This is a genomic window from Bacillus sp. Pc3 (assembly GCF_000815145.1).
GTDB classification, from domain to species: Bacteria; Bacillota; Bacilli; order Bacillales; family Bacillaceae; genus Bacillus; species Bacillus velezensis.
Map to the genome: position 1 here is coordinate 2,661,565 of NZ_CP010406.1, position 18,102 is coordinate 2,679,666.

Consider the following 18,102-nt stretch of genomic DNA (forward strand, 5'->3'; position numbering starts at 1 on the left):
CATAATGCATAGGGAGGTAATGAGATGAAACTTGTGATGACGCTCTTTTTTCTGATTGGTTTGCTTTGTGTGAGTCCTTCTGCGGATGCGGCGCGCAAAGAATCGGCAATCCCCGTGAATCAGCAGGAATTCGGACAGCCGCCTCATTACATACCGCTTCTGGAGAATCCTCCCCAAATCGAAGTAAAGGCGGAAATGAAAAGAAACCTGTTCATACAGGCTCATGTACGGAATGCTGACTATCAGGCGTTTTCGGCGTTTCTTTTTTATAAACAAAGCAATGAGCTGGGGTTTAAAATGGTGCCGATGGAGCCCGCGCCAGGCGCAATCCGGCTGTTTACGGCCCAGGTTTCAAAACGGGATATCTGGAATGGAGAATTGGAATATTACCTCGTTTTCACCAACGGCAGACAGCGGGCGGAATCGGAGAAAAAGCGGCTGAAGCTGGACGGCTATCAAGCCGATTTGAATCATATTCCCGAGCTGATGATTACGGAGCTTGCGGTTGATACGAAAAATGAAGACGGCGCTGATGCCTATGAATTTATCGAGGTGTATAACACGACGGACAGGCCCATTCATTTTAAAGACTACCATATCCGCTACCGCTATCCGAAGGAAGGGCCGGAATCAGACATGATATGGAGGCCGAAAGAAGATACCGTCATTCCGTCAGGCGGGACTTACGTGTTTTGGCTGAGACGCGCCGCATCAGAACTGACGATAGATGATTTCAACCGCTATTACGGGACACGCCTGAAGGAGGGAAAACATCTCGCCGTCATCGAAGGGACGGACGGAATGTCCAACGGCCGCCCGCGTACGGTGGTGCTGTCGGCAAATACCGGAAAGGGTATCGCCTCAGCGCATTACCGGAAACACGCTTTCCGCCGGCTGACTTCTTTGCTGTACAAATATCCGCTGAACGGAACGGGAGAATTGCTGAAGATCTCCACGAGCGAGCATAAGCCGTCACCGGGCTCTGTTTTTCAGGCGCAGATCCCGCAGCAGAAAAGGGTGATCAAACCTGACAAGGAAAAACCGGTCATCGAAGACCTTACAGACAGAAAGCCCGTCCGGCCCGCTGAAAGCATTGAATTAAAGGCTGACATAAAAGACAAAAACCTTGTCAAAACAGCCGCGTTTTATTACCGGACCAATGAGAAAAAACCATTCAAACGAATTCTGGCCGAAAAAGACCGCAACGACAGCTTATACCATCACATTCTTTATTCCCCGGAACTGCTCGGCCAGGATCAGCTTGAGTATTATATCGCAGCCAGTGATGGAGAAAATGAAGCAAAAACGCCCGTCAAAATGATTGACATTGAACAGACGAGCAAATCACACGGACTCAGAATGAATGTTGAACCCGAAGATACGATATCCGGCACCTATCTGCTCAAAGCGACTTCCGACGTCAGCGCCGATAAGATCAAGCTGTGGATTGACGGCAAGCGGCAGGAGACCCGGCCGGCGCTGGAAAAAGAGGTCTATTTCGCCTTCGATGCCCGGAAAACGAATCTTTATTTTCAAAACACCGTCATAATGGAAAATGAGGTGCTGCACATTTTTGACGATCCGTCTCACCGCTACAGAACGCACTCGGTTCTCCTTCCGGAACGTCTGCTGCAAAAAGGGGGCAAAACGCAGAAAGTATCCATCCGTTCGGGCTCAAAGGTTTCTCCGTATGACACGGGAGAGAATCGGGATGATTTTGTCGTGAAACATGCCCGTCTGGTGCTTTCGGACGGAACGGTGATCAAAGACGGGAAGACGGATCCGGCTGAGCAGCTCTTTATCGGTGACGGCAGGCGGGCGAATCAGCAGAAGACCTTCTCATTCAGCCTGCCGGATCATTTGTTTACGTCACGGCTGCTGCCGTGGAACACGACGAAGCTTTCTGAAGGCTATCACCATATTTTTGTTAGCGACGGTGAGGAGCAGCTGAGCCAATCTGTGCGGGTGGACAATACAGGGCCGAAGATTGTCCCGGGTATCAAAGAAGGCGCGGCGCTGAAAGGTAATGTTGAGCTGAATGCGGACATCCGTGACAAATGGAGCAAAGTGGAAGAGGTCAAAGCGTTTTTGGACGGAGAAAGCATTACGCTCCCGCATCACACGTCATCAGCCGATCTTAAGCCCGGAAAACATACCCTTACAATTATTGCGGCAGACCTTGCCGGAAATGAAACAACGTCCGTCCGCACCTTCCATATCAAACGGGAGGAGCCGAACCAGCCGGAGCTTGCCGATCAAAAAATCGGCGCCCACAAAGCAAAGCTGTCCGTCCGGGTAAAAGACCCGACGAAGGATGACATGAATGTATCATTTTATCGCGGCTTCCGTTATACCGCGCGGAATCCGGGCAGCGTGAAAGTGTATAAACACGCCTCATTAACGGAACCGCCGAGGGGCATAAAAGAAAATGAAATGCCGTTTACCCTGCCGGAAATGAACCGCATCTCGGCAAATGACGGAAAAACCGTATCGGCGGAAAGTATGGAGCGTTTTCCTTATCACCGGTTCGAAGTCTCCGTTGACCCGTCTATCGACGAAACGGATCTGGCTGAGGCGGTCTGGAAAGGAAGCTCTCTGCCCGGCCGAAAGGTAACCATGTATATTTGGAATTACCGGACAAGCCGCTGGCAGGAGGCGGACAGCGTTCTTGCCAAAGATAAAAAGCCGTTTACATTAAAAGCCGCCGTTTCCGCAGCGGATGTGGTGAAGAACTCAAAAATGAATGTCATCGTGCAGGATCAAATACCGGCGAAAGGCAATTACACATTTGTCTGGATGTCGGATACACAGTATTACGCACAAGGGCACCCGCACATTTTTGACAAAATGACGGAGTGGATCAAAGAAAATAAGGAAAAGCACAATATTAAATATGTCTTTCATACCGGCGATATTGTCGATGATTCAATGGTGATGAAACAGTGGAAAAACGCCGATCACTCCATGCGGACGCTTGACAAGGCGGGAATTCCGTACGGAGTGCTTGCAGGCAATCACGACGTCGGCCATAAAGACGGCACATACCGAACATTCGGGGATTTCTTCGGGAGCCGCCGGTTTGAACAGAACATGCATTACGGCGGATCATACAAAAATAACCGCGGGCATTATGATCTGCTGTCGGCAAGCGGGAACGATTTTATTATGATTTATATGGGCTGGGGCATTGCGGAACAAGAGATTGACTGGATCAATCAAGTGCTGAAGAGGTATCCGGACCGAACCGCCATCTTATGCTTTCATGAGTACTTGCTTGTGAGCGGAAATCGAAGCCCGATCGGGGAGACGATCTATCGAAAAGTCGTCAAGCCGAATCGCAATGTGGCGATGGTATTAAGCGGCCATTACCATAACGCCATGAAAAAAACCGATGCGCTTGACGATGACGGGGACGGAAAACCGGACCGCCTCGTCCACCAAATTCTGACCGACTACCAGGACGGTCCGGAAGGGGGGCAGGGCTTTATGCGCATGATGCAATTCGATCAGGCCGCCAATCAGGTTCACATGTTCTCCTACTCGCCGTACACGGATGACATCAATTACTATGACACCGATCTGTTCGCTGATAAAGACGAATTCTCAGCAGAAATGGATTTACAGCCGAAGAGGAAAAGGGTAGCGACCGATTATTTTGAATGCAACGTCTATACGAACGAACTGCTCGGTCATAAAAAACACGTAAAAAGCGGAAAAACCGCAAATTGGGTCTGGGACGGCCTGCAGCCTGATTCCGTTTATTACTGGTACACCGTCGTGAAGGACCCGTACAACGGCAAAACAATATCACCGCTGTGGATGTTCAAAACGGGAAATACGCCGTATCGCCCGGCTCCGGATCAGTTTGATTTCAGGCATGCCTCAAACCCATAACGAAAACATACAGCCTGCTGATCGTCAGAAGAAAATCTGACGGTCAGCAGGTTTTTTTCTGTAACATGCATGGCGGTACTAAGTGCTTTTGACTTTTTTATGTCCCTTTTCTATACTAAAATCGATTGGTTTTCGTAATATGCAGGAGGAAACATAATGAACAGTAAAACCGGGACAAAAGAAAGAATTATTCAAACCTCTGCATATCTTTTTCAGATTCAGGGATATCATGCGACTGGTTTGAATCAAATTATAAAAGAGAGCGGAGCACCCAGAGGGTCTGTGTATCATCACTTTCCAAATGGAAAAGCAGAACTCGCCATTGCGGCGATCAAATATACGGGAAGATGCGTTGAAAAGCAAATACAGAATAGTATGTCTCAATTCGCGGACCCTATAGAAGCGATTCAGCACTTTATTCATGTAACGGCTGAACAGTTTAATGATCCGCAGAATATTGAGGGCGTGCCGGTTGGATTGCTGGCGGGTGAGACCGCTCTGATCAATGAAACGTTAAGATGCACATGTGTTGAGGTGTTCAAGAAGTGGACGGATGTGTTTGCGGCAAAATTTCTTGAACATGGGTTTGAACAAGAGGAAGCGGAGAAGCTCGGGGTGACAATCAACTCGATGATTGAAGGCGCAATCATGTTTTCACTGGCTCATAAAAACAAAGAACCGCTGCTGCTGGTTTCAAAGCAGGTTCCGTATATTGTCCAAAACAGAGGGTAGCATTTTATTACTCTTTTCTTTATAAAAATAGATATCAGAACCCCAGCCTCTCCGTTTTGACAGAGTCATAGAGAACATTCCCCGGCTTGATTTGAAAATGGCAGATCAAAAAAACATCTCCAACCCGTAACGGTTGGAGATGTTTCATTTCACCCTGTCCATATAATGCACGAATGTGTAGCGGTCGCCTCTGTAGGCGGATTTGACGTGCTCAAAGGCAGTGCCGTCCTGCAGATAAGTGGTCCGCTTGATATAGAGGACGGGGGCGCCGGGCTGGATACCGAGCAGCTCAGCTTCTTCCTCGGAAGCGGCTCCCGGTTCAAGCTCTTGTTTTGCCCGTGAGATCGGCATCTGATTGTACGCTTCAATATGCTCATACATGGATGATTGAAAATGAGAGGCGTCCAGTTTTCCCGCTTTGTCAAACGGAATGTACGAGGCTTCAATCGCCATCGGGATATCATTCGCCAGCCGGACGCGGATGATTTTATGAAGCGTTGCCTGATAGCCGCATCCCAGGATAGAAGATAATTCTTCCGTCGCCTGAATCAGCTGGTATTCGGCAAGTCTGCTCCCCGGCTTCATGCCCCGGCTTCTCATATCTTCCGTAAAACTTGTCAGCCCTTGAAGCGGCTGTTCCATCTTCAGTTTGCTGACGAACGTTCCCCGGCCTTTCTGCCTGTATAAAAATCCTTCATTCACCAGATTGGAAAGCGCCTGGCGCACCGTCATTCGGCTGATGCCGAATTGTTCGGCGTATTCCCGCTCCGACGGAAGCAGCGCATCCGCTTTCAGCTCGCCGTTTTTGATTTGTGTTTTTAATTGTTCCATAATCTGAAAGTAAATCGGAATCGGAGATTGTTTATCAATCTGCATAGGTCAAATCCTTTCAATCGCCGCCCGCAGCCTTTTCATCAATCAAGACCGTCACATCCGGATGCGCGTGCAGGGCGGAGGCAGGGAATGCTTCGCTGATGCGCCCGTCCAGAAGCTGCTTCACCGCTTGGGCCTTGCTTTTTCCGGATGCCATGATCAAAATCCGTTTGCCGGACAAAATCGTCCCGATCCCCATTGTCAGGGCTTTTACAGGGACTTGATCAATTGACGGAAAGTACCGCGCATTCGCCTGTCTTGTCTCTTCATTCAGCTCAACGACATGGGTTCGGGATTCAAATGGCGTCCCGGGTTCATTAAAGCCGATATGGCCGTTGTGTCCGATGCCTAAAAGCTGTATATCCGCTCCGCCGAGTGTTTGAATCAATCGGTCATAGCGTCCGCATTCGGCATCGAGATCGTCTGCCCGTCCGTCAGGGAGAAAGTGGCGGTCCTTTCGGCTGTCGATATGTGCAAAAAAATGTGTATTCATATAATAATGATAGCTGTTTTTGTCCTCGGGAGAAAGCCCGGCGTATTCATCAAGGTTGATTGTCGTGACATCCCCGAATGACAAGCCCTCTGAGCGGTGCATCCGCACAAGTTCTTTGTATACGCCTTCAGGAGTGCCTCCCGTCGCAAGGCCGAGAACGGCATCCGGCTTTTGTTTCACTGTTTCAGCGATAATCGCTGCGGCTTTTTCACTTAATTCTTCATAATGTCTGCATGTGATAACGTTCATATCCAATCAGCCTCCCTTGAGATATATGCGGTGTTTCCGCGGCAAATCGTGGCCAGCACGCCGCACTGTCCGTCCGTCAGAACAACGTCGGCGTCTTTTCCTTCGGCGATGCTTCCTTTACGGTCGAATATGCCGAGGCGGCGGGCCGCATTTGCCGATGTCATATTTGCTATATCCAGCCATGAGCAGTTTGTAAACCTGCGCATGAGCGCTGCGCCTTCATTCATTTTTAAAATGGAACCGGCCAGCGTCCCGTCAGAGAGAAGCGCTTTGTCTCCGCAAACGGTGACTCTTTGTCCGCCGAATTCGTATTCTCCGTCCTTAAGCCCTTTTGCCCGCATGGAGTCTGTAATCATGATCAGGTTTTTGCTTCCTTTCGCCAAATAGGCAAGCTTAACGGCCAAAGGATGGGAATGAATGCCGTCAGTGATCAGCTCCGCCGTGATGCGGCCGCAGGCGAGAGCCGTACCGATGCCCCCCGGCTCACGGTGATGAAAGGAGCTCATGGCGTTGAAGAGGTGTGTCATATGCACCGCCCCGGCATCCGCCGCTTTTTGTAAAAGATCGGCTCCCGCGTCTGTGTGTCCCATTGACGGGATGATGTTCCGGTCTTTTAAATAACGGATCAGGCTGAAATCAGGATCTTCTTCCGGTGCAAGCGTCACGATTTTAATCAGACCTCCGGAGTGCCGCTCCCATTTCTGAAAGAGCCCGGCATCGGCCGGCGTAATCCATTGTTTCGGCTGTGCTCCCGCTTTTTTCGGAGAGACAAACGGTCCTTCTAAATGAATGCCGATCAACTCAGCGCCTTTTTGGGCCTGCGGTGAGGAAGACGCCCATTTTTTGGCGTTGACGAGCGCTTTTTCAATGTTTTCGTGCTGTTGTGTGATCGTTGTCGCTAAAAAAGAGGTTGTTCCTTCTTCGGGCAGCCGGGCGGACATTGTATCAAGAGCTGCAATATCAGCATCCATCGTATCCGCGCCGTATCCGCCGTGAATATGAATATCAATCATTCCGGGAAGCGCATACGAGCCCGCGGGCGCCTTCCATTCCTTCTCATACGTTTCTTGCGGTCTTGTTTTCCCCGCGTAAGAAATGATGCCGTCCTTTATACCGAGAAAACCGTTTCGGATGATTTCCTCTTCTGTTACGATGTCCGCACCGCTGATTAACAAGCTTTCAGCCACTTTAAAACACGCCTTTCTGGTTAGTTGTTAGTTTTATTTTACTCTTTTTCAGACTAGTTATCTAGACCAGTTATGCCGGAATTGTATAAATCTGTTTTGGTTCAGACGGTAAAGTGATAAAATATAACTGTTCAAAGCTCGGAACATCCCAGAACAGGAGGAACATATCTTGGCAAAGGTTCGGACCAAAGACGTAATGGAGCAGTTCCATTTAGAATTGATCAGCGGAGAAGAAGGGATTAACCGCCCGATTACGATGAGTGATTTATCACGGCCCGGTATTGAAATCGCCGGTTATTTTACATATTACCCGAGAGAACGGGTGCAGCTTTTAGGAAAAACGGAGCTGTCATTTTTCGATCAGCTTCCTGAGGAGGATAAAAAACAGCGGATGGAATCGCTGTGCACCGATGTGACGCCGGCTATCATACTTTCCAGAGATATGCCGATCCCGCCGGAGCTTGTAGAAGCATCCGAGAAAAACGGCGTGCCTGTGCTCAGATCCCCTCTGAAAACAACCAGACTGTCAAGCCGGCTGACGAATTTTCTTGAGAGCCGTCTCGCGCCGACAACCGCCATTCACGGCGTGCTTGTGGATATATACGGCGTCGGTGTGCTCATAACGGGAAAAAGCGGCGTCGGTAAAAGTGAAACGGCCCTGGAGCTCGTCAAACGCGGCCATCGTCTTGTCGCGGATGACTGCGTCGAAATCCGGCAGGAGGATCAGGATACGCTCGTCGGGAATGCGCCTGATCTGATTGAGCATCTGCTTGAAATCAGGGGTCTCGGCATTATAAATGTCATGACGCTGTTCGGAGCGGGCGCCGTCAGAAGCAATAAAAGAATTACAATCGTCATGGACCTTGAGCTTTGGGAGCAAGGGAAGCAATACGACCGTCTCGGACTTGAAGAAGAAAAAATGAAAATCATTGATACGGAAATTACAAAACTGACCATTCCAGTCCGCCCTGGGCGAAATCTCGCCGTTATTATCGAAGTTGCGGCGATGAACTTCAGATTGAAGCGGATGGGCTTAAATGCTGCCGAGCAATTCACGAATAAGCTGGCGGATGTCATTGAAGACGGCGAACAAGACGAATAGGAGTTGGCAATAATATGAACGAAGCAGGAACACCAATCAATCCGATTGCCTTGCAGCTCGGGCCTTTATCCGTGCACTGGTACGGGATCATTATCGGCGCGGGTGCGTTATTAGGGCTTTGGATGGCCATGAGGGAGAGTGAAAAGCGGGGGCTGAAAAAGGACATTTTTATTGATCTTGTTCTTTTCGCCATCCCGATCGCAATCATTTGCGCACGGGCATACTATGTGCTTTTCGAGTGGAGCTATTACTCGGAACACCCCGGGGTAATCATTAAAACCTGGAAAGGCGGCATCGCGATTCACGGCGGATTGATCGGCGCGATCGCAACGGGAATCGTCTTTTCAAAAGTAAGAGGGATCTCATTCTGGAAGCTGGCGGATATTGCCGCGCCGAGTATTCTGCTCGGCCAGGCCATCGGGCGCTGGGGGAACTTTATCAACCAAGAGGCTCACGGTGAAGCGGTCAGCCGGTCATTTTTGGAAAGTCTGCATCTTCCGGATTTCATCATTAATCAGATGTACATAGACGGACAATATTATCACCCGACGTTTTTGTATGAATCGCTGTGGAGTTTTGCGGGCGTCGTGATTCTGCTTCTGCTCCGCCGCGTGAACCTGCGCAGGGGCAATCTGTTTTTGACGTATGTGATCTGGTATTCGATCGGCAGATACTTTATTGAGGGAATGCGGACGGACAGCCTGATGCTTACGAGCCAGCTTCGGATCGCGCAGGTCATTTCCATTGTGCTGATTGTTCTTGCGATTATTTTAATGGTTTTCAGACGCGTTAAAGGGTATGCCGATAAGCGGTATGCAGATACGGACTGACGTCTGAAATCGGAAAGGACATAAGATGACTGATAAACGTGTAACCGCCATTTTATTCGATCTCGACGGCACGCTGATTGACACGAATGAACTGATTATCGCTTCTTATCTTCATACGCTTGATCATTATTGCCCGGGGCAGTTCAAAAGGGAAGATGTGCTTCCGTTTATCGGCCCGCCTCTGTATGAAACGTTTTCAGGCATTAATGCTGAAAAGTGCGATGAGATGATCAGCATGTACAGAGCATTCAACCATGAAAAGCACGATGAGCTCGTCACGGAGTACGAAACGGTTTACGAAACGCTGGATGAATTGAAAAAAGCGGGCTATCAGCTCGGGATTGTCACCACGAAGCTGAGGGATACAGTCAATATGGGATTGAAGCTGACAGGCATCGGGGCGTTTTTCGATACTGTCGTCACGCTTGATGATGTAAAGCATCCGAAGCCTGACCCTGAGCCTGTGCGGCTTGCTCTCAGCCGGCTTGGGTGCGATCCGTCGGAAGCCATAATGGTCGGTGACAATTATCACGATGTCATGGCGGGAAAAAACGCCGGCACGAAAACAGCCGGCGTCGCGTGGACGATTAAAGGCGCACAGACGCTTTCCGCCTATGAACCCGATTATATGCTTGAGAAAATGAGTGATTTATTGCACATCACCGGGGTGAAGTAATCCGTGAGAAAAACAGACCGCTATCCGGTTTCAGGTGCAAATTCATTGTGGCATGTTTATCAGACGGTTCCCTTTCTGAAGGTGATGAAAAATTTCATCATCATTCAGATCGCAAGGTATACGCCGTTTTTAAGCGTGAAAAACTGGCTGTACCGAACCTTTTTGAAAATGAATGTCGGAAAACAAACCTCATTCGCGTTGATGGTGATGCCGGATATTATGTTTCCTGAAAAAATCACTGTCGGAGAAAACAGCATCATCGGCTACAATACGACGATTTTGGCTCATGAATATTTAATACATGAGTACCGGACCGGTGATGTCACAATCGGTGACGAGGTAATGATCGGGGCAAACACAACGATTCTGCCCGGCGTCACCATCGGGAGCGGAGCCGTTGTATCAGCCGGCACGCTGGTGCACAAAGATGTCCCGGCCGGGGCGTTTGTCGGAGGAAATCCGATGCAGGTGATCTATACGGACGAAGAAATGAAAGAACGAATGGGAAAACCCCGCTGATTAACGTCAGCGGGGTTTTTTTATGACTTGATCACAATGGCCTGGCTGCCCATCTGCTTCCAGGCTTTTTCAAAGTCAGATCGGTTTGTTTTTCTGTTTTTATAGCCATAAGGATCATTAACGTATACATAATCGTGATCATAACCGGTAACGGCTACGCTATGCATGCTGAACGTAATGTCGATTTTTCCGTTCGGCGTATTCCAAGTCTGCATATTATCAACCGGCTTAAAGGATGTGGTGGTAATCACCCAGACCGGCCGCCCTTTTTCAAGCTGGCGGTACACTGAAGAAATGTCTTTTCCCGTCAGGTCGTATACTTTGTTTCCCGCATATTCTTTGGCAAGTTTATCAATCGGCTCATGATAAACGCCTAAACCCGGGCCGTTTTCCATATCTCCGGCAAATCCTTCATTCGGATCTCCCTTCAGCCCGCTGCTGTATGTGAGCGGAACTTTATTGATTTTATCCGCCAATGTATTTTTTGACACATGATATCCGGCATTGTTCAAAATCATGGCAAGGCTTGTCACCTCACAGCCATTGTACAGTCTGGGAGAATCCATCTGTCTGTACAGAACGACATTCAGCGGTGACGCGCTCCCTTTTAACGGTGTTTTCTCATCAGGCTCGTCGGACTGCTGATTGAAAAAATTAAAATGAATATCGTTTGTATAGATGTTATATCCCAGATAGACAAGGACGGCTGTCAGAATCAGCACACATAATGTTCCAAGCGTCTTCATTATCAATTCTTCTCCCTTGTTTCTGTTGAAGCTATTCTATGTATTATAGCACTTCTGCTCAATATGATTCGATCGTTCCGATATGTTTACAGGTTTGTTCATTCTTTAGCCATGTTTATGGAAAAGAGTAGGCGGACATTGGGCGTTGCAATTCATTCTTTTATCTGCTAACATATTATCATATTAGCGAACTAAAGGATTCGGAATTTTCCTTCAGACAAAGCGGAGGTGTAAAAGGCAAATGTTTATGTTTGAGAAACCGCATGGCATGAGAGATACGCTGCCCGGTTTATACGAAGCAAAGAAAAAAGTCCGTTCCACACTGACGGATTTAATTGATAAATGGGGTTATCAGTTTATGGAGACGCCGACCCTTGAATTTTATGAAACAGTAGGCGTCCAGTCAGCCATTGAAGAACAGCAGCTGTTTAAGCTTCTCGATCAGGACGGAAAAACGCTTGTGCTTCGGCCTGACATGACCGGACCGATTGCCAGGGTGGCGGCGTCTAAGCTGCACAAACACAATCATCCGCTCAGAGCGGGGTACGCGGCAAGCGTCTATCGCGCTCAGGAGCGGGAAGGCGGACGTCCGGCAGAATTCGAACAGGTAGGCGCGGAGCTGATCGGCGACGGATCAACAAGCGCGGACGCCGAGGTGATTGCGCTGGCGGCCGGCGCTTTGAAAAACGCGGGATTGCACCGGTTTAAAATCGCGATCGGCCATGCCGGACTCGCTGATGAGCTGTTTGTCGAGGTTCTGGGCAATGCTGAGCGGGCGGATGTTCTGCGGCGCTTTCTCTTTGAGAAGAATTACGTGGGATACAGGGAACATGTCAAATCGCTTCCGCTTTCTTCAATAGACAAAAGCCGGCTGCTCGCACTTCTGGAATTGCGAGGCGGGAAAGAGATCTGCGCCAAGGCGGAGGAGATCATCGGCATCTCCGGACAAAGCTTGATTCAGGAGCTGGAAGACCTGTGGGACATTCTTGAGGATTACGGATGTGCCGAGCATATTCGCCTTGATCTGAATATGGTAAGCCATATGAGTTATTACACGGGAATTTTATTCGAAGTGTATGCGGCAAATGTCGGTTTTGTCATCGGAAGCGGCGGACGCTATAACAATCTTCTCGGCCATTTCGGCAGTCCCGCTCCCGCCACGGGTTTCGGGCTCCGTATCGACAGGCTGATTGAAGCGCTCGGCATCCAGGAAGAAACTAGTGAAGCGGACGCCGTGATTTTCAGCAAGGAGCAGCGGGCGCAGGCCATTTTATTCGCGGAGGAAGAAAGGGCGAGAGGCAGAAAAGTCGTCCTGCAGGATCTGGCGGGCATTGAAAATATCGATCATATGACAAAATCATTTGCAAACGTCACATACTTTATCGGTGCCAGAAAGGAAGAGCAGAATGGGTAAGGTACTCACAATGGCAATGCCAAAAGGACGGATATTCGAAGAAGCGGCCGGGTTGCTGCGGCAGGCCGGGTACAGGCTGCCCGAGGAGTTTGAAGAATCGAGAAAGCTGATCATTGACGTTCCTGAAGAAAATCTCCGCTTTATTCTGGCAAAGCCGATGGATGTGACGACTTATGTCGAGCATGGCGTCGCTGATGCCGGTATTGCCGGAAAGGATGTCATGCTTGAGGAAGAGCGTGACGTGTATGAGGTGCTCGATCTGAAAATCAGCAAATGCCATCTCGCCGTTGCGGGGCTTCCCGGAGCGGATTGGAACGGAGTCGCCCCGAGGATTGCGACGAAATATCCGAATGTTGCGTCAAGTTATTTCAGAGAGCAGGGCGAGCAGGTGGAAATCATTAAGCTGAACGGTTCGATTGAATTGGCGCCTTTAATCGGGCTTGCTGACAGAATCGTAGATATCGTATCAACCGGGCGGACATTAAAAGAAAACGGTCTCGTTGAATCAGAACATATTTGTGACATCACATCGCGTTTTATCGTCAATCCGGTCAGCTACCGCATGAAGGATGATGTAATCGACGAAATGGCGGCCAGGCTGGCCAGGGTTGTGGAAGGAGAAACGGCACAATGAAAATAACCGCAGTAAAAAGAAGCGAGCGGTTTTCACTGAAGCGTTCCATCGACAGCGGAACCGAAGAGCAGCGGAAAACCGTCAGGGAGATTATTGAAGACGTCAGACAAAACGGTGACAAAGCCGTTTTGGCCTATACAAAAACATTTGACGGCATCAGCCTGAACCAAATGGCCGTGAGTGCAGAGGAAGTCACCGAGGCGTACCGTCTGCTTGATGATCAGCTGTTGGAAGTGATCAGACAGGCGATTGCCAATATTAAAGAATATCACGAACGCCAGCTGCAATCCTCGTGGTTTTACCATCGCAAAGACGGCTCGATGCTCGGGCAGAAAATAACGGCGCTCGATTCCGCGGGCGTATACGTGCCGGGCGGGACGGCCGCTTATCCGTCTTCCGTTTTAATGAATGTCATCCCCGCTCTCGCTGCGGGAGTGGAACGGATCGTTCTCGTCAGTCCTCCGGGAAAAGACGGCCGCCTTTCGCCGGGCGTTCTGGCGGCGGCGTCTGAGCTCGGCATAAAGGAAATTTACAAAGCGGGAGGCGCGCAGGCGATTGCCGCGCTCGCTTACGGAACCGAAACGATACAGCCTGTTGATAAGATCACGGGCCCCGGCAATATATTTGTAGCACTCGCGAAGCGCGAAGTCTTCGGCGTTGTGGATATTGACATGATTGCCGGGCCCAGTGAAATCGTGGTCCTGGCAGACGATACGGCGGTGCCCAAAGAAGTAGCTGCTGACCTGCTTTCACAGGCAGAACACGATACGCTCAGCTCAAGCGTGCTTGTCACCGACTCACGGAAGCTTGCCGAAGCCGTATCAGATGAGGTGAATAAACAGCTTCAGACGCTGCCGCGCAAAGAAATCGCCGAAGCGTCGATCAGGGATCACGGCCGCATTTACATTACGGAATCGATGGAAGATGCAGTGGACACGGTGAATGCGCTGGCGCCCGAGCATTTAGAAATCATGACGCATTCGCCGGAGGCTTTGCTTGGAAGCATCAGACACGCGGGGGCGATTTTCTTAGGGCGATACAGCGCTGAACCGGTCGGCGATTATTTTGCCGGACCGAATCACGTTTTGCCGACAAACGGAACGGCGCGGTTTTCAAGCCCGTTGAATGTAACAGATTTTCAAAAGAAATCGAGCATCATCTCATACAGCCGGAAGGCATTTGAAACGCACGCGGACAGCATTTCCGCCTTCGCGAGACTGGAAGGGCTTGAAGCGCACGCAAGATCGATTGAAGCGAGAAACGGAGGAATGACCGATGAGAAAAGCGGAACGCGCCAGAACAACAAATGAGACCGATATTAAGCTGGCTTTCGAAATAGACGGAGAAGGAAAAGCCGACATCAGCACGGATGTGCCGTTTATGACTCATATGCTTGATTTGTTCACAAAGCACGGGCAATTCAATTTAACTGTTGACGCAAAAGGCGATACGGAGATAGATGATCACCATACGACTGAAGATATCGGCATCTGTTTAGGGCAGGCTTTTTTGGAGGCGCTCGGTGATAAAAAAGGGATCAAACGGTACGGATCAGCGCTAGTACCGATGGACGAAGCTCTCGCCCAAGTCGCCGTAGACCTGAGCAACCGGCCGCACCTTGAGATGCGCGCTGCATTTCCGCAAGCGAAAGTCGGAACGTTTGATACCGAGCTGGTACATGAATTCTTATGGAAACTGGCGCTCGAAGCGAGAATGAATCTGCACGTCATCGTTCATTACGGCACGAATACGCATCATATGATAGAAGCCGTGTTTAAGGCGCTTGGCAGAGCGCTGGACGAAGCGTCATCCATTGATCCGCGCGTCAAGGGCGTGCCGTCTACGAAAGGAATGCTGTAAATGATCGGTGTAATTGATTACGGTATGGGCAATTTATTCAGCGTGTCGAAGGCGCTGGAACGCGTCGGCGTCCCGTATGTCGTATCAGACCGGCCGGAAGAGCTTGAAAAAGCGGATGCTTTTATTCTCCCCGGTGTCGGATCATTCAGTGACGCCATGGACAATTTACGCAGCGCGAAGCTTGATCAATTCATACACCGTATGGTTGACAAGGGGAAGCTGCTCCTCGGCATCTGCCTCGGTATGCAGCTCATTTTCGAAGAAAGCACCGAAAACGGCTCTGCAAAAGGACTCGGTTTATTAGCCGGAAAAGCTGTGAGACTCAAAGACAGAGATGCCGAAGGAAACAAGCTGAAGGTGCCGCATATGGGCTGGAACCGGCTGACGTTTCACCAAACGTCTCCTTTGCTTTCGGAAGCGGAAGAAGGCTTCGTTTACTTTGTCCATTCCTATTATATAGACGGGATGGAAGACGGCGATCTTCTGGCAAGCGCTGAGTACGGCGTTCGTGTTCCGGCGGTCGTCGGGAAACGCAATGTCTTCGGTGCACAGTTTCACCCGGAAAAAAGCGGTACGGCCGGAATGGCGATCTTAACGCAATTTACAAAAATGGCAGCGGAACAGAAGGTGAAGAAATGAACGCTTTTACATTATATCCGGCAATCGATATGAGAAACGGCAAATGCGTCCGCCTCATCCAAGGCGATTACGGCAAGGAAACGATATACGGTGACTCTCCTTTAGACATGGCGGCGCAATTTGCAAACGAAGGTGCCGAATGGATTCATCTCGTGGACCTTGACGGCGCGAAAGCAGGCAGGAAAGTAAACGACAGGCATGTTCTTGACATTGCGCGGCAGCTTGATGTCAAAGTCGAGATCGGCGGCGGGATCCGTTCTGAAGCGGATGTGTACGGTTATTTATCACAAGGTGTTGATCGCGTTATTCTCGGCAGCTCGGCCGTTTCCGATCCGGCATTTGTGAAGAGCATGCTGAAACAATACGGCGGCAAAATCGCGATCGGTCTTGATGCAAGGAACGGATATGTCTCGACGGAAGGCTGGCTGGAAACATCCTCGGTAAGGGCGGCCGATCTGGGCCGTGAATTGGCGGCCGAAGGAGCGGAAACCTTCATTTTCACGGATATTGCAACTGACGGCATGCTGTCAGGACCGAACATCGAAAGCACCGTTCAGCTCGCAAAAGCAACGGGAAAAACCGTCATCGCTTCAGGCGGAGTCAGCTCAGTCGCCGACCTCACAGCACTGGCCCGCTTCAAAGACGCCGGCGTATCGGGAGCGATTATCGGAAAAGCGCTGTATACAAAACAATTTACATTAGCCGAAGCGCTCAGCGGGGTGAAGGACGCATGATCACGAAACGAATCATTCCGTGTCTCGATGTGAAAGAAGGCCGCGTCGTCAAAGGCATTCAATTTCTCGGGCTGAAAGATGCGGGCGATCCTGTCGAGCTGGCCGAAGCTTACGACAGGGAGGGCGCTGACGAACTTGTTTTTCTCGACATTTCCGCCTCTCACGAAGGCCGCAAGACGATGACAGACGTCGTAGAACAAGTTGCGGCAAAACTGGCGATTCCGTTTACGGTCGGCGGCGGAATCAATCAATTAAGCGATATGAAACGGATGCTTCGCGCCGGCGCTGATAAAGTATCTGTTAATACAGCGGCCGTCCTCCGCCCCGAGCTGATTACGGAAGGAGCAGATTTTTTCGGCTCGCAATGCATCGTAGCGGCGATTGACGCAAAGTATGATGAAGATTCGGATTGCTATAAAGTGTACACACACGGCGGCAGACAGAAAACCGAGTGGGAAGTCACGGCCTGGGCAAAAGAAGCCGTCAGCCGGGGAGCGGGTGAAATCCTGCTGACAAGCATGGACGCAGATGGTGAGAAAACAGGCTTTAATCATACGCTCACACAGCTTGTCACACGTGCCGTCCCGGTGCCCGTCATTGCGTCAGGGGGAGCCGGCAGCGCGCGCCATATGCTTGAAGCCTTCACGATCGGTGAAGCGGACGCCGCGCTTGCAGCTTCCATTTTCCATTACAAAGAGACATCTATAAAAGAAGTGAAAGATTATATGAAGAAACACGGGGTGAATGTGAGATGAAACGGGCAGATGAACTGCGGTTTGACGAGGCCGGACTGATTCCCGCCATCGTGCAGGATGCGGCAAGCAAAGAAGTACTGACACTGGCTTATATGAATCGTGAATCCTACGAAAAAACGATAGAAACGAAAGAAACCTGGTTTTACAGCCGTTCACGCGGGGAGCTGTGGCATAAAGGAGCGACGTCGGGGAATACCCAAAAGGTGAAAGCCATCCGCTATGATTGCGATCAAGATGCTCTTGTCGTGCTTGCGGAGCCTTCAGGACCCGCATGCCATAAGGGAAGCTACAGCTGCTTTTCTTCGGAAAAAGCGGACGCGCAGGATCGTTTCGGCATCTTAAATGAACTGGAAAGCGTAATCGCCAAACGGCAGGCGGAGATGCCTGACGGAGCCTACACAACGTATCTGTTTCGGGAAGGCGTCGATAAAATCCTCAAAAAAGTCGGCGAAGAAGCCGCAGAGGTTATTATCGCCGCGAAAAACCGGGACCATGAAGAATTAAAATGGGAAGCGGCGGATCTGCTGTATCATTTGCTCGTTCTTCTGCGTGCGCAGTCGCTTCCTTTGGACGACGTGCTTGACGTTCTTGCAAAACGCCATTCAGCATCTGAGTAAAACAAACCTCACGGAGAGATCCGTGAGGTTTTTAATCTGTCAAACTTAAACATTCAATTAAATATTCCTTATTTCCGCAACCGGAGGCAGGTGAATTTGATAATATTGACTAATAGAGTTTATTTTGGTTTTTGTCAAAAATGTACGT

General features: G+C 49.9%; 18 protein-coding genes. 14 read left to right on the forward strand and 4 right to left on the reverse strand.

Annotated elements, in window-relative coordinates:
* Positions 1 to 24: 24 nt before the first annotated feature.
* Both SB24_RS12610 and SB24_RS12615 read left to right on the forward strand, forming a co-directional pair.
* The gene (locus SB24_RS12610) at positions 25 to 3,894 is read left to right on the forward strand and encodes a metallophosphoesterase (RefSeq protein WP_039253685.1); all 3,870 of its coding nucleotides are present in this window, start codon (positions 25 to 27) and stop codon (positions 3,892 to 3,894) included.
* A 156-nt stretch (positions 3,895 to 4,050) separates the two neighbouring features.
* Positions 4,051 to 4,626: a TetR/AcrR family transcriptional regulator gene (locus tag SB24_RS12615; protein ID WP_015418312.1), complete on the forward strand. Its 576-nt coding sequence runs from the start codon at positions 4,051 to 4,053 to the stop codon at positions 4,624 to 4,626.
* A 144-nt stretch (positions 4,627 to 4,770) separates the two neighbouring features.
* Here SB24_RS12615 and SB24_RS12620 read toward each other — a convergent pair whose 3' ends face one another.
* From SB24_RS12620 to nagA, 3 genes are read right to left on the reverse strand one after another with little or no spacing between them, the layout of a single operon-like run.
* A complete protein-coding gene (locus SB24_RS12620; RefSeq protein WP_015418311.1) occupies positions 4,771 to 5,502 on the reverse strand; it encodes a GntR family transcriptional regulator in 732 nt (243 codons plus the stop codon).
* 13 nt (positions 5,503 to 5,515) lie between these two features.
* A complete protein-coding gene (gene nagB / locus SB24_RS12625) occupies positions 5,516 to 6,241 on the reverse strand; it encodes a glucosamine-6-phosphate deaminase (RefSeq protein ID WP_031378282.1) in 726 nt (241 codons plus the stop codon).
* Complete coding sequence (nagA, locus tag SB24_RS12630; RefSeq protein ID WP_039253689.1) at positions 6,238 to 7,428, reverse strand: N-acetylglucosamine-6-phosphate deacetylase; 1,191 nt, start codon at positions 7,426 to 7,428, stop codon at positions 6,238 to 6,240. Before nagA ends, nagB begins: the two co-directional genes overlap by 4 nt.
* A gap of 169 nt (positions 7,429 to 7,597) precedes the next feature.
* Here nagA and hprK point away from each other — a divergent pair, with 169 nt between their 5' ends.
* From hprK to SB24_RS12650, 4 genes are read left to right on the forward strand one after another with little or no spacing between them, the layout of a single operon-like run.
* Entirely contained in the window at positions 7,598 to 8,530 is a 933-nt protein-coding gene (hprK, locus tag SB24_RS12635) for an HPr(Ser) kinase/phosphatase (protein WP_013353746.1), read from the forward strand.
* Positions 8,531 to 8,544: 14 nt separating this feature from the next.
* Positions 8,545 to 9,360, forward strand: a complete 816-nt coding sequence (lgt, locus tag SB24_RS12640; protein WP_039253695.1) for a prolipoprotein diacylglyceryl transferase — start codon at positions 8,545 to 8,547, stop codon at positions 9,358 to 9,360.
* Positions 9,361 to 9,385: 25 nt separating this feature from the next.
* Entirely contained in the window at positions 9,386 to 10,036 is a 651-nt protein-coding gene (ppaX, locus tag SB24_RS12645) for a pyrophosphatase PpaX (protein ID WP_012118550.1), read from the forward strand.
* A 3-nt stretch (positions 10,037 to 10,039) separates the two neighbouring features.
* Positions 10,040 to 10,555 (forward strand): acyltransferase, encoded by a 516-nt coding sequence (locus SB24_RS12650; protein ID WP_039253698.1) that lies wholly within the window; start codon positions 10,040 to 10,042, stop codon positions 10,553 to 10,555.
* Positions 10,556 to 10,575: 20 nt separating this feature from the next.
* Here the strand turns inward: SB24_RS12650 and SB24_RS12655 are convergent, their stop codons facing one another.
* A complete protein-coding gene (locus SB24_RS12655; protein WP_039253699.1) occupies positions 10,576 to 11,301 on the reverse strand; it encodes a C39 family peptidase in 726 nt (241 codons plus the stop codon).
* Between the two features lie 241 nt (positions 11,302 to 11,542).
* On the opposite strand from SB24_RS12655, the gene SB24_RS12660 reads away from it, so the two are divergent.
* From SB24_RS12660 to hisIE, 8 genes are read left to right on the forward strand one after another with little or no spacing between them, the layout of a single operon-like run.
* A complete protein-coding gene (locus tag SB24_RS12660; RefSeq protein WP_007407436.1) occupies positions 11,543 to 12,715 on the forward strand; it encodes an ATP phosphoribosyltransferase regulatory subunit in 1,173 nt (390 codons plus the stop codon).
* Positions 12,708 to 13,349, forward strand: coding sequence for an ATP phosphoribosyltransferase (gene hisG / locus SB24_RS12665; RefSeq protein ID WP_012118547.1), 642 nt, complete (start codon positions 12,708 to 12,710; stop codon positions 13,347 to 13,349). Before SB24_RS12660 ends, hisG begins: the two co-directional genes overlap by 8 nt.
* Entirely contained in the window at positions 13,346 to 14,659 is a 1,314-nt protein-coding gene (gene hisD, locus SB24_RS12670) for a histidinol dehydrogenase (RefSeq protein WP_039253702.1), read from the forward strand. Before hisG ends, hisD begins: the two co-directional genes overlap by 4 nt.
* Positions 14,625 to 15,209: an imidazoleglycerol-phosphate dehydratase HisB gene (hisB, locus tag SB24_RS12675; RefSeq protein WP_007614023.1), complete on the forward strand. Its 585-nt coding sequence runs from the start codon at positions 14,625 to 14,627 to the stop codon at positions 15,207 to 15,209. Before hisD ends, hisB begins: the two co-directional genes overlap by 35 nt.
* The gene (gene hisH / locus SB24_RS12680; RefSeq protein ID WP_031378290.1) at positions 15,210 to 15,848 is read left to right on the forward strand and encodes an imidazole glycerol phosphate synthase subunit HisH; all 639 of its coding nucleotides are present in this window, start codon (positions 15,210 to 15,212) and stop codon (positions 15,846 to 15,848) included.
* Entirely contained in the window at positions 15,845 to 16,582 is a 738-nt protein-coding gene (gene hisA / locus SB24_RS12685) for a 1-(5-phosphoribosyl)-5-[(5-phosphoribosylamino)methylideneamino]imidazole-4-carboxamide isomerase (RefSeq protein WP_031378291.1), read from the forward strand. Before hisH ends, hisA begins: the two co-directional genes overlap by 4 nt.
* Entirely contained in the window at positions 16,579 to 17,337 is a 759-nt protein-coding gene (gene hisF, locus SB24_RS12690; protein WP_039253705.1) for an imidazole glycerol phosphate synthase subunit HisF, read from the forward strand. Before hisA ends, hisF begins: the two co-directional genes overlap by 4 nt.
* Positions 17,334 to 17,954: a bifunctional phosphoribosyl-AMP cyclohydrolase/phosphoribosyl-ATP diphosphatase HisIE gene (hisIE, locus tag SB24_RS12695; RefSeq protein WP_039253708.1), complete on the forward strand. Its 621-nt coding sequence runs from the start codon at positions 17,334 to 17,336 to the stop codon at positions 17,952 to 17,954. The genes hisF and hisIE overlap by 4 nt, the downstream gene beginning before the upstream one ends.
* The last annotated feature ends 148 nt before the right edge of the window (positions 17,955 to 18,102 follow it).

Bases quoted from the DNA above. Each gene is read 5' to 3' on its own strand.
- hisG (WP_012118547.1), top strand. From the start codon at position 12,708: ATGGGTAAGGTACTCACAATGGCAATGCCAAAAGGACGGATATTCGAA.
- hisB (WP_007614023.1), top strand. From the start codon at position 14,625: ATGAGAAAAGCGGAACGCGCCAGAACAACAAATGAGACCGATATTAAG.
- SB24_RS12620 (WP_015418311.1), bottom strand. From the start codon at position 5,502: ATGCAGATTGATAAACAATCTCCGATTCCGATTTACTTTCAGATTATG.
- SB24_RS12660 (WP_007407436.1), top strand. From the start codon at position 11,543: ATGTTTATGTTTGAGAAACCGCATGGCATGAGAGATACGCTGCCCGGT.
- hisH (WP_031378290.1), top strand. From the start codon at position 15,210: ATGATCGGTGTAATTGATTACGGTATGGGCAATTTATTCAGCGTGTCG.
- hisA (WP_031378291.1), top strand. From the start codon at position 15,845: ATGAACGCTTTTACATTATATCCGGCAATCGATATGAGAAACGGCAAA.
- hisIE (WP_039253708.1), top strand. From the start codon at position 17,334: ATGAAACGGGCAGATGAACTGCGGTTTGACGAGGCCGGACTGATTCCC.
- nagB (WP_031378282.1), bottom strand. From the start codon at position 6,241: ATGAACGTTATCACATGCAGACATTATGAAGAATTAAGTGAAAAAGCC.
- SB24_RS12615 (WP_015418312.1), top strand. From the start codon at position 4,051: ATGAACAGTAAAACCGGGACAAAAGAAAGAATTATTCAAACCTCTGCA.
- SB24_RS12655 (WP_039253699.1), bottom strand. From the start codon at position 11,301: ATGAAGACGCTTGGAACATTATGTGTGCTGATTCTGACAGCCGTCCTT.
- SB24_RS12610 (WP_039253685.1), top strand. From the start codon at position 25: ATGAAACTTGTGATGACGCTCTTTTTTCTGATTGGTTTGCTTTGTGTG.
- hisF (WP_039253705.1), top strand. From the start codon at position 16,579: ATGATCACGAAACGAATCATTCCGTGTCTCGATGTGAAAGAAGGCCGC.
- lgt (WP_039253695.1), top strand. From the start codon at position 8,545: ATGAACGAAGCAGGAACACCAATCAATCCGATTGCCTTGCAGCTCGGG.
- ppaX (WP_012118550.1), top strand. From the start codon at position 9,386: ATGACTGATAAACGTGTAACCGCCATTTTATTCGATCTCGACGGCACG.
- hisD (WP_039253702.1), top strand. From the start codon at position 13,346: ATGAAAATAACCGCAGTAAAAAGAAGCGAGCGGTTTTCACTGAAGCGT.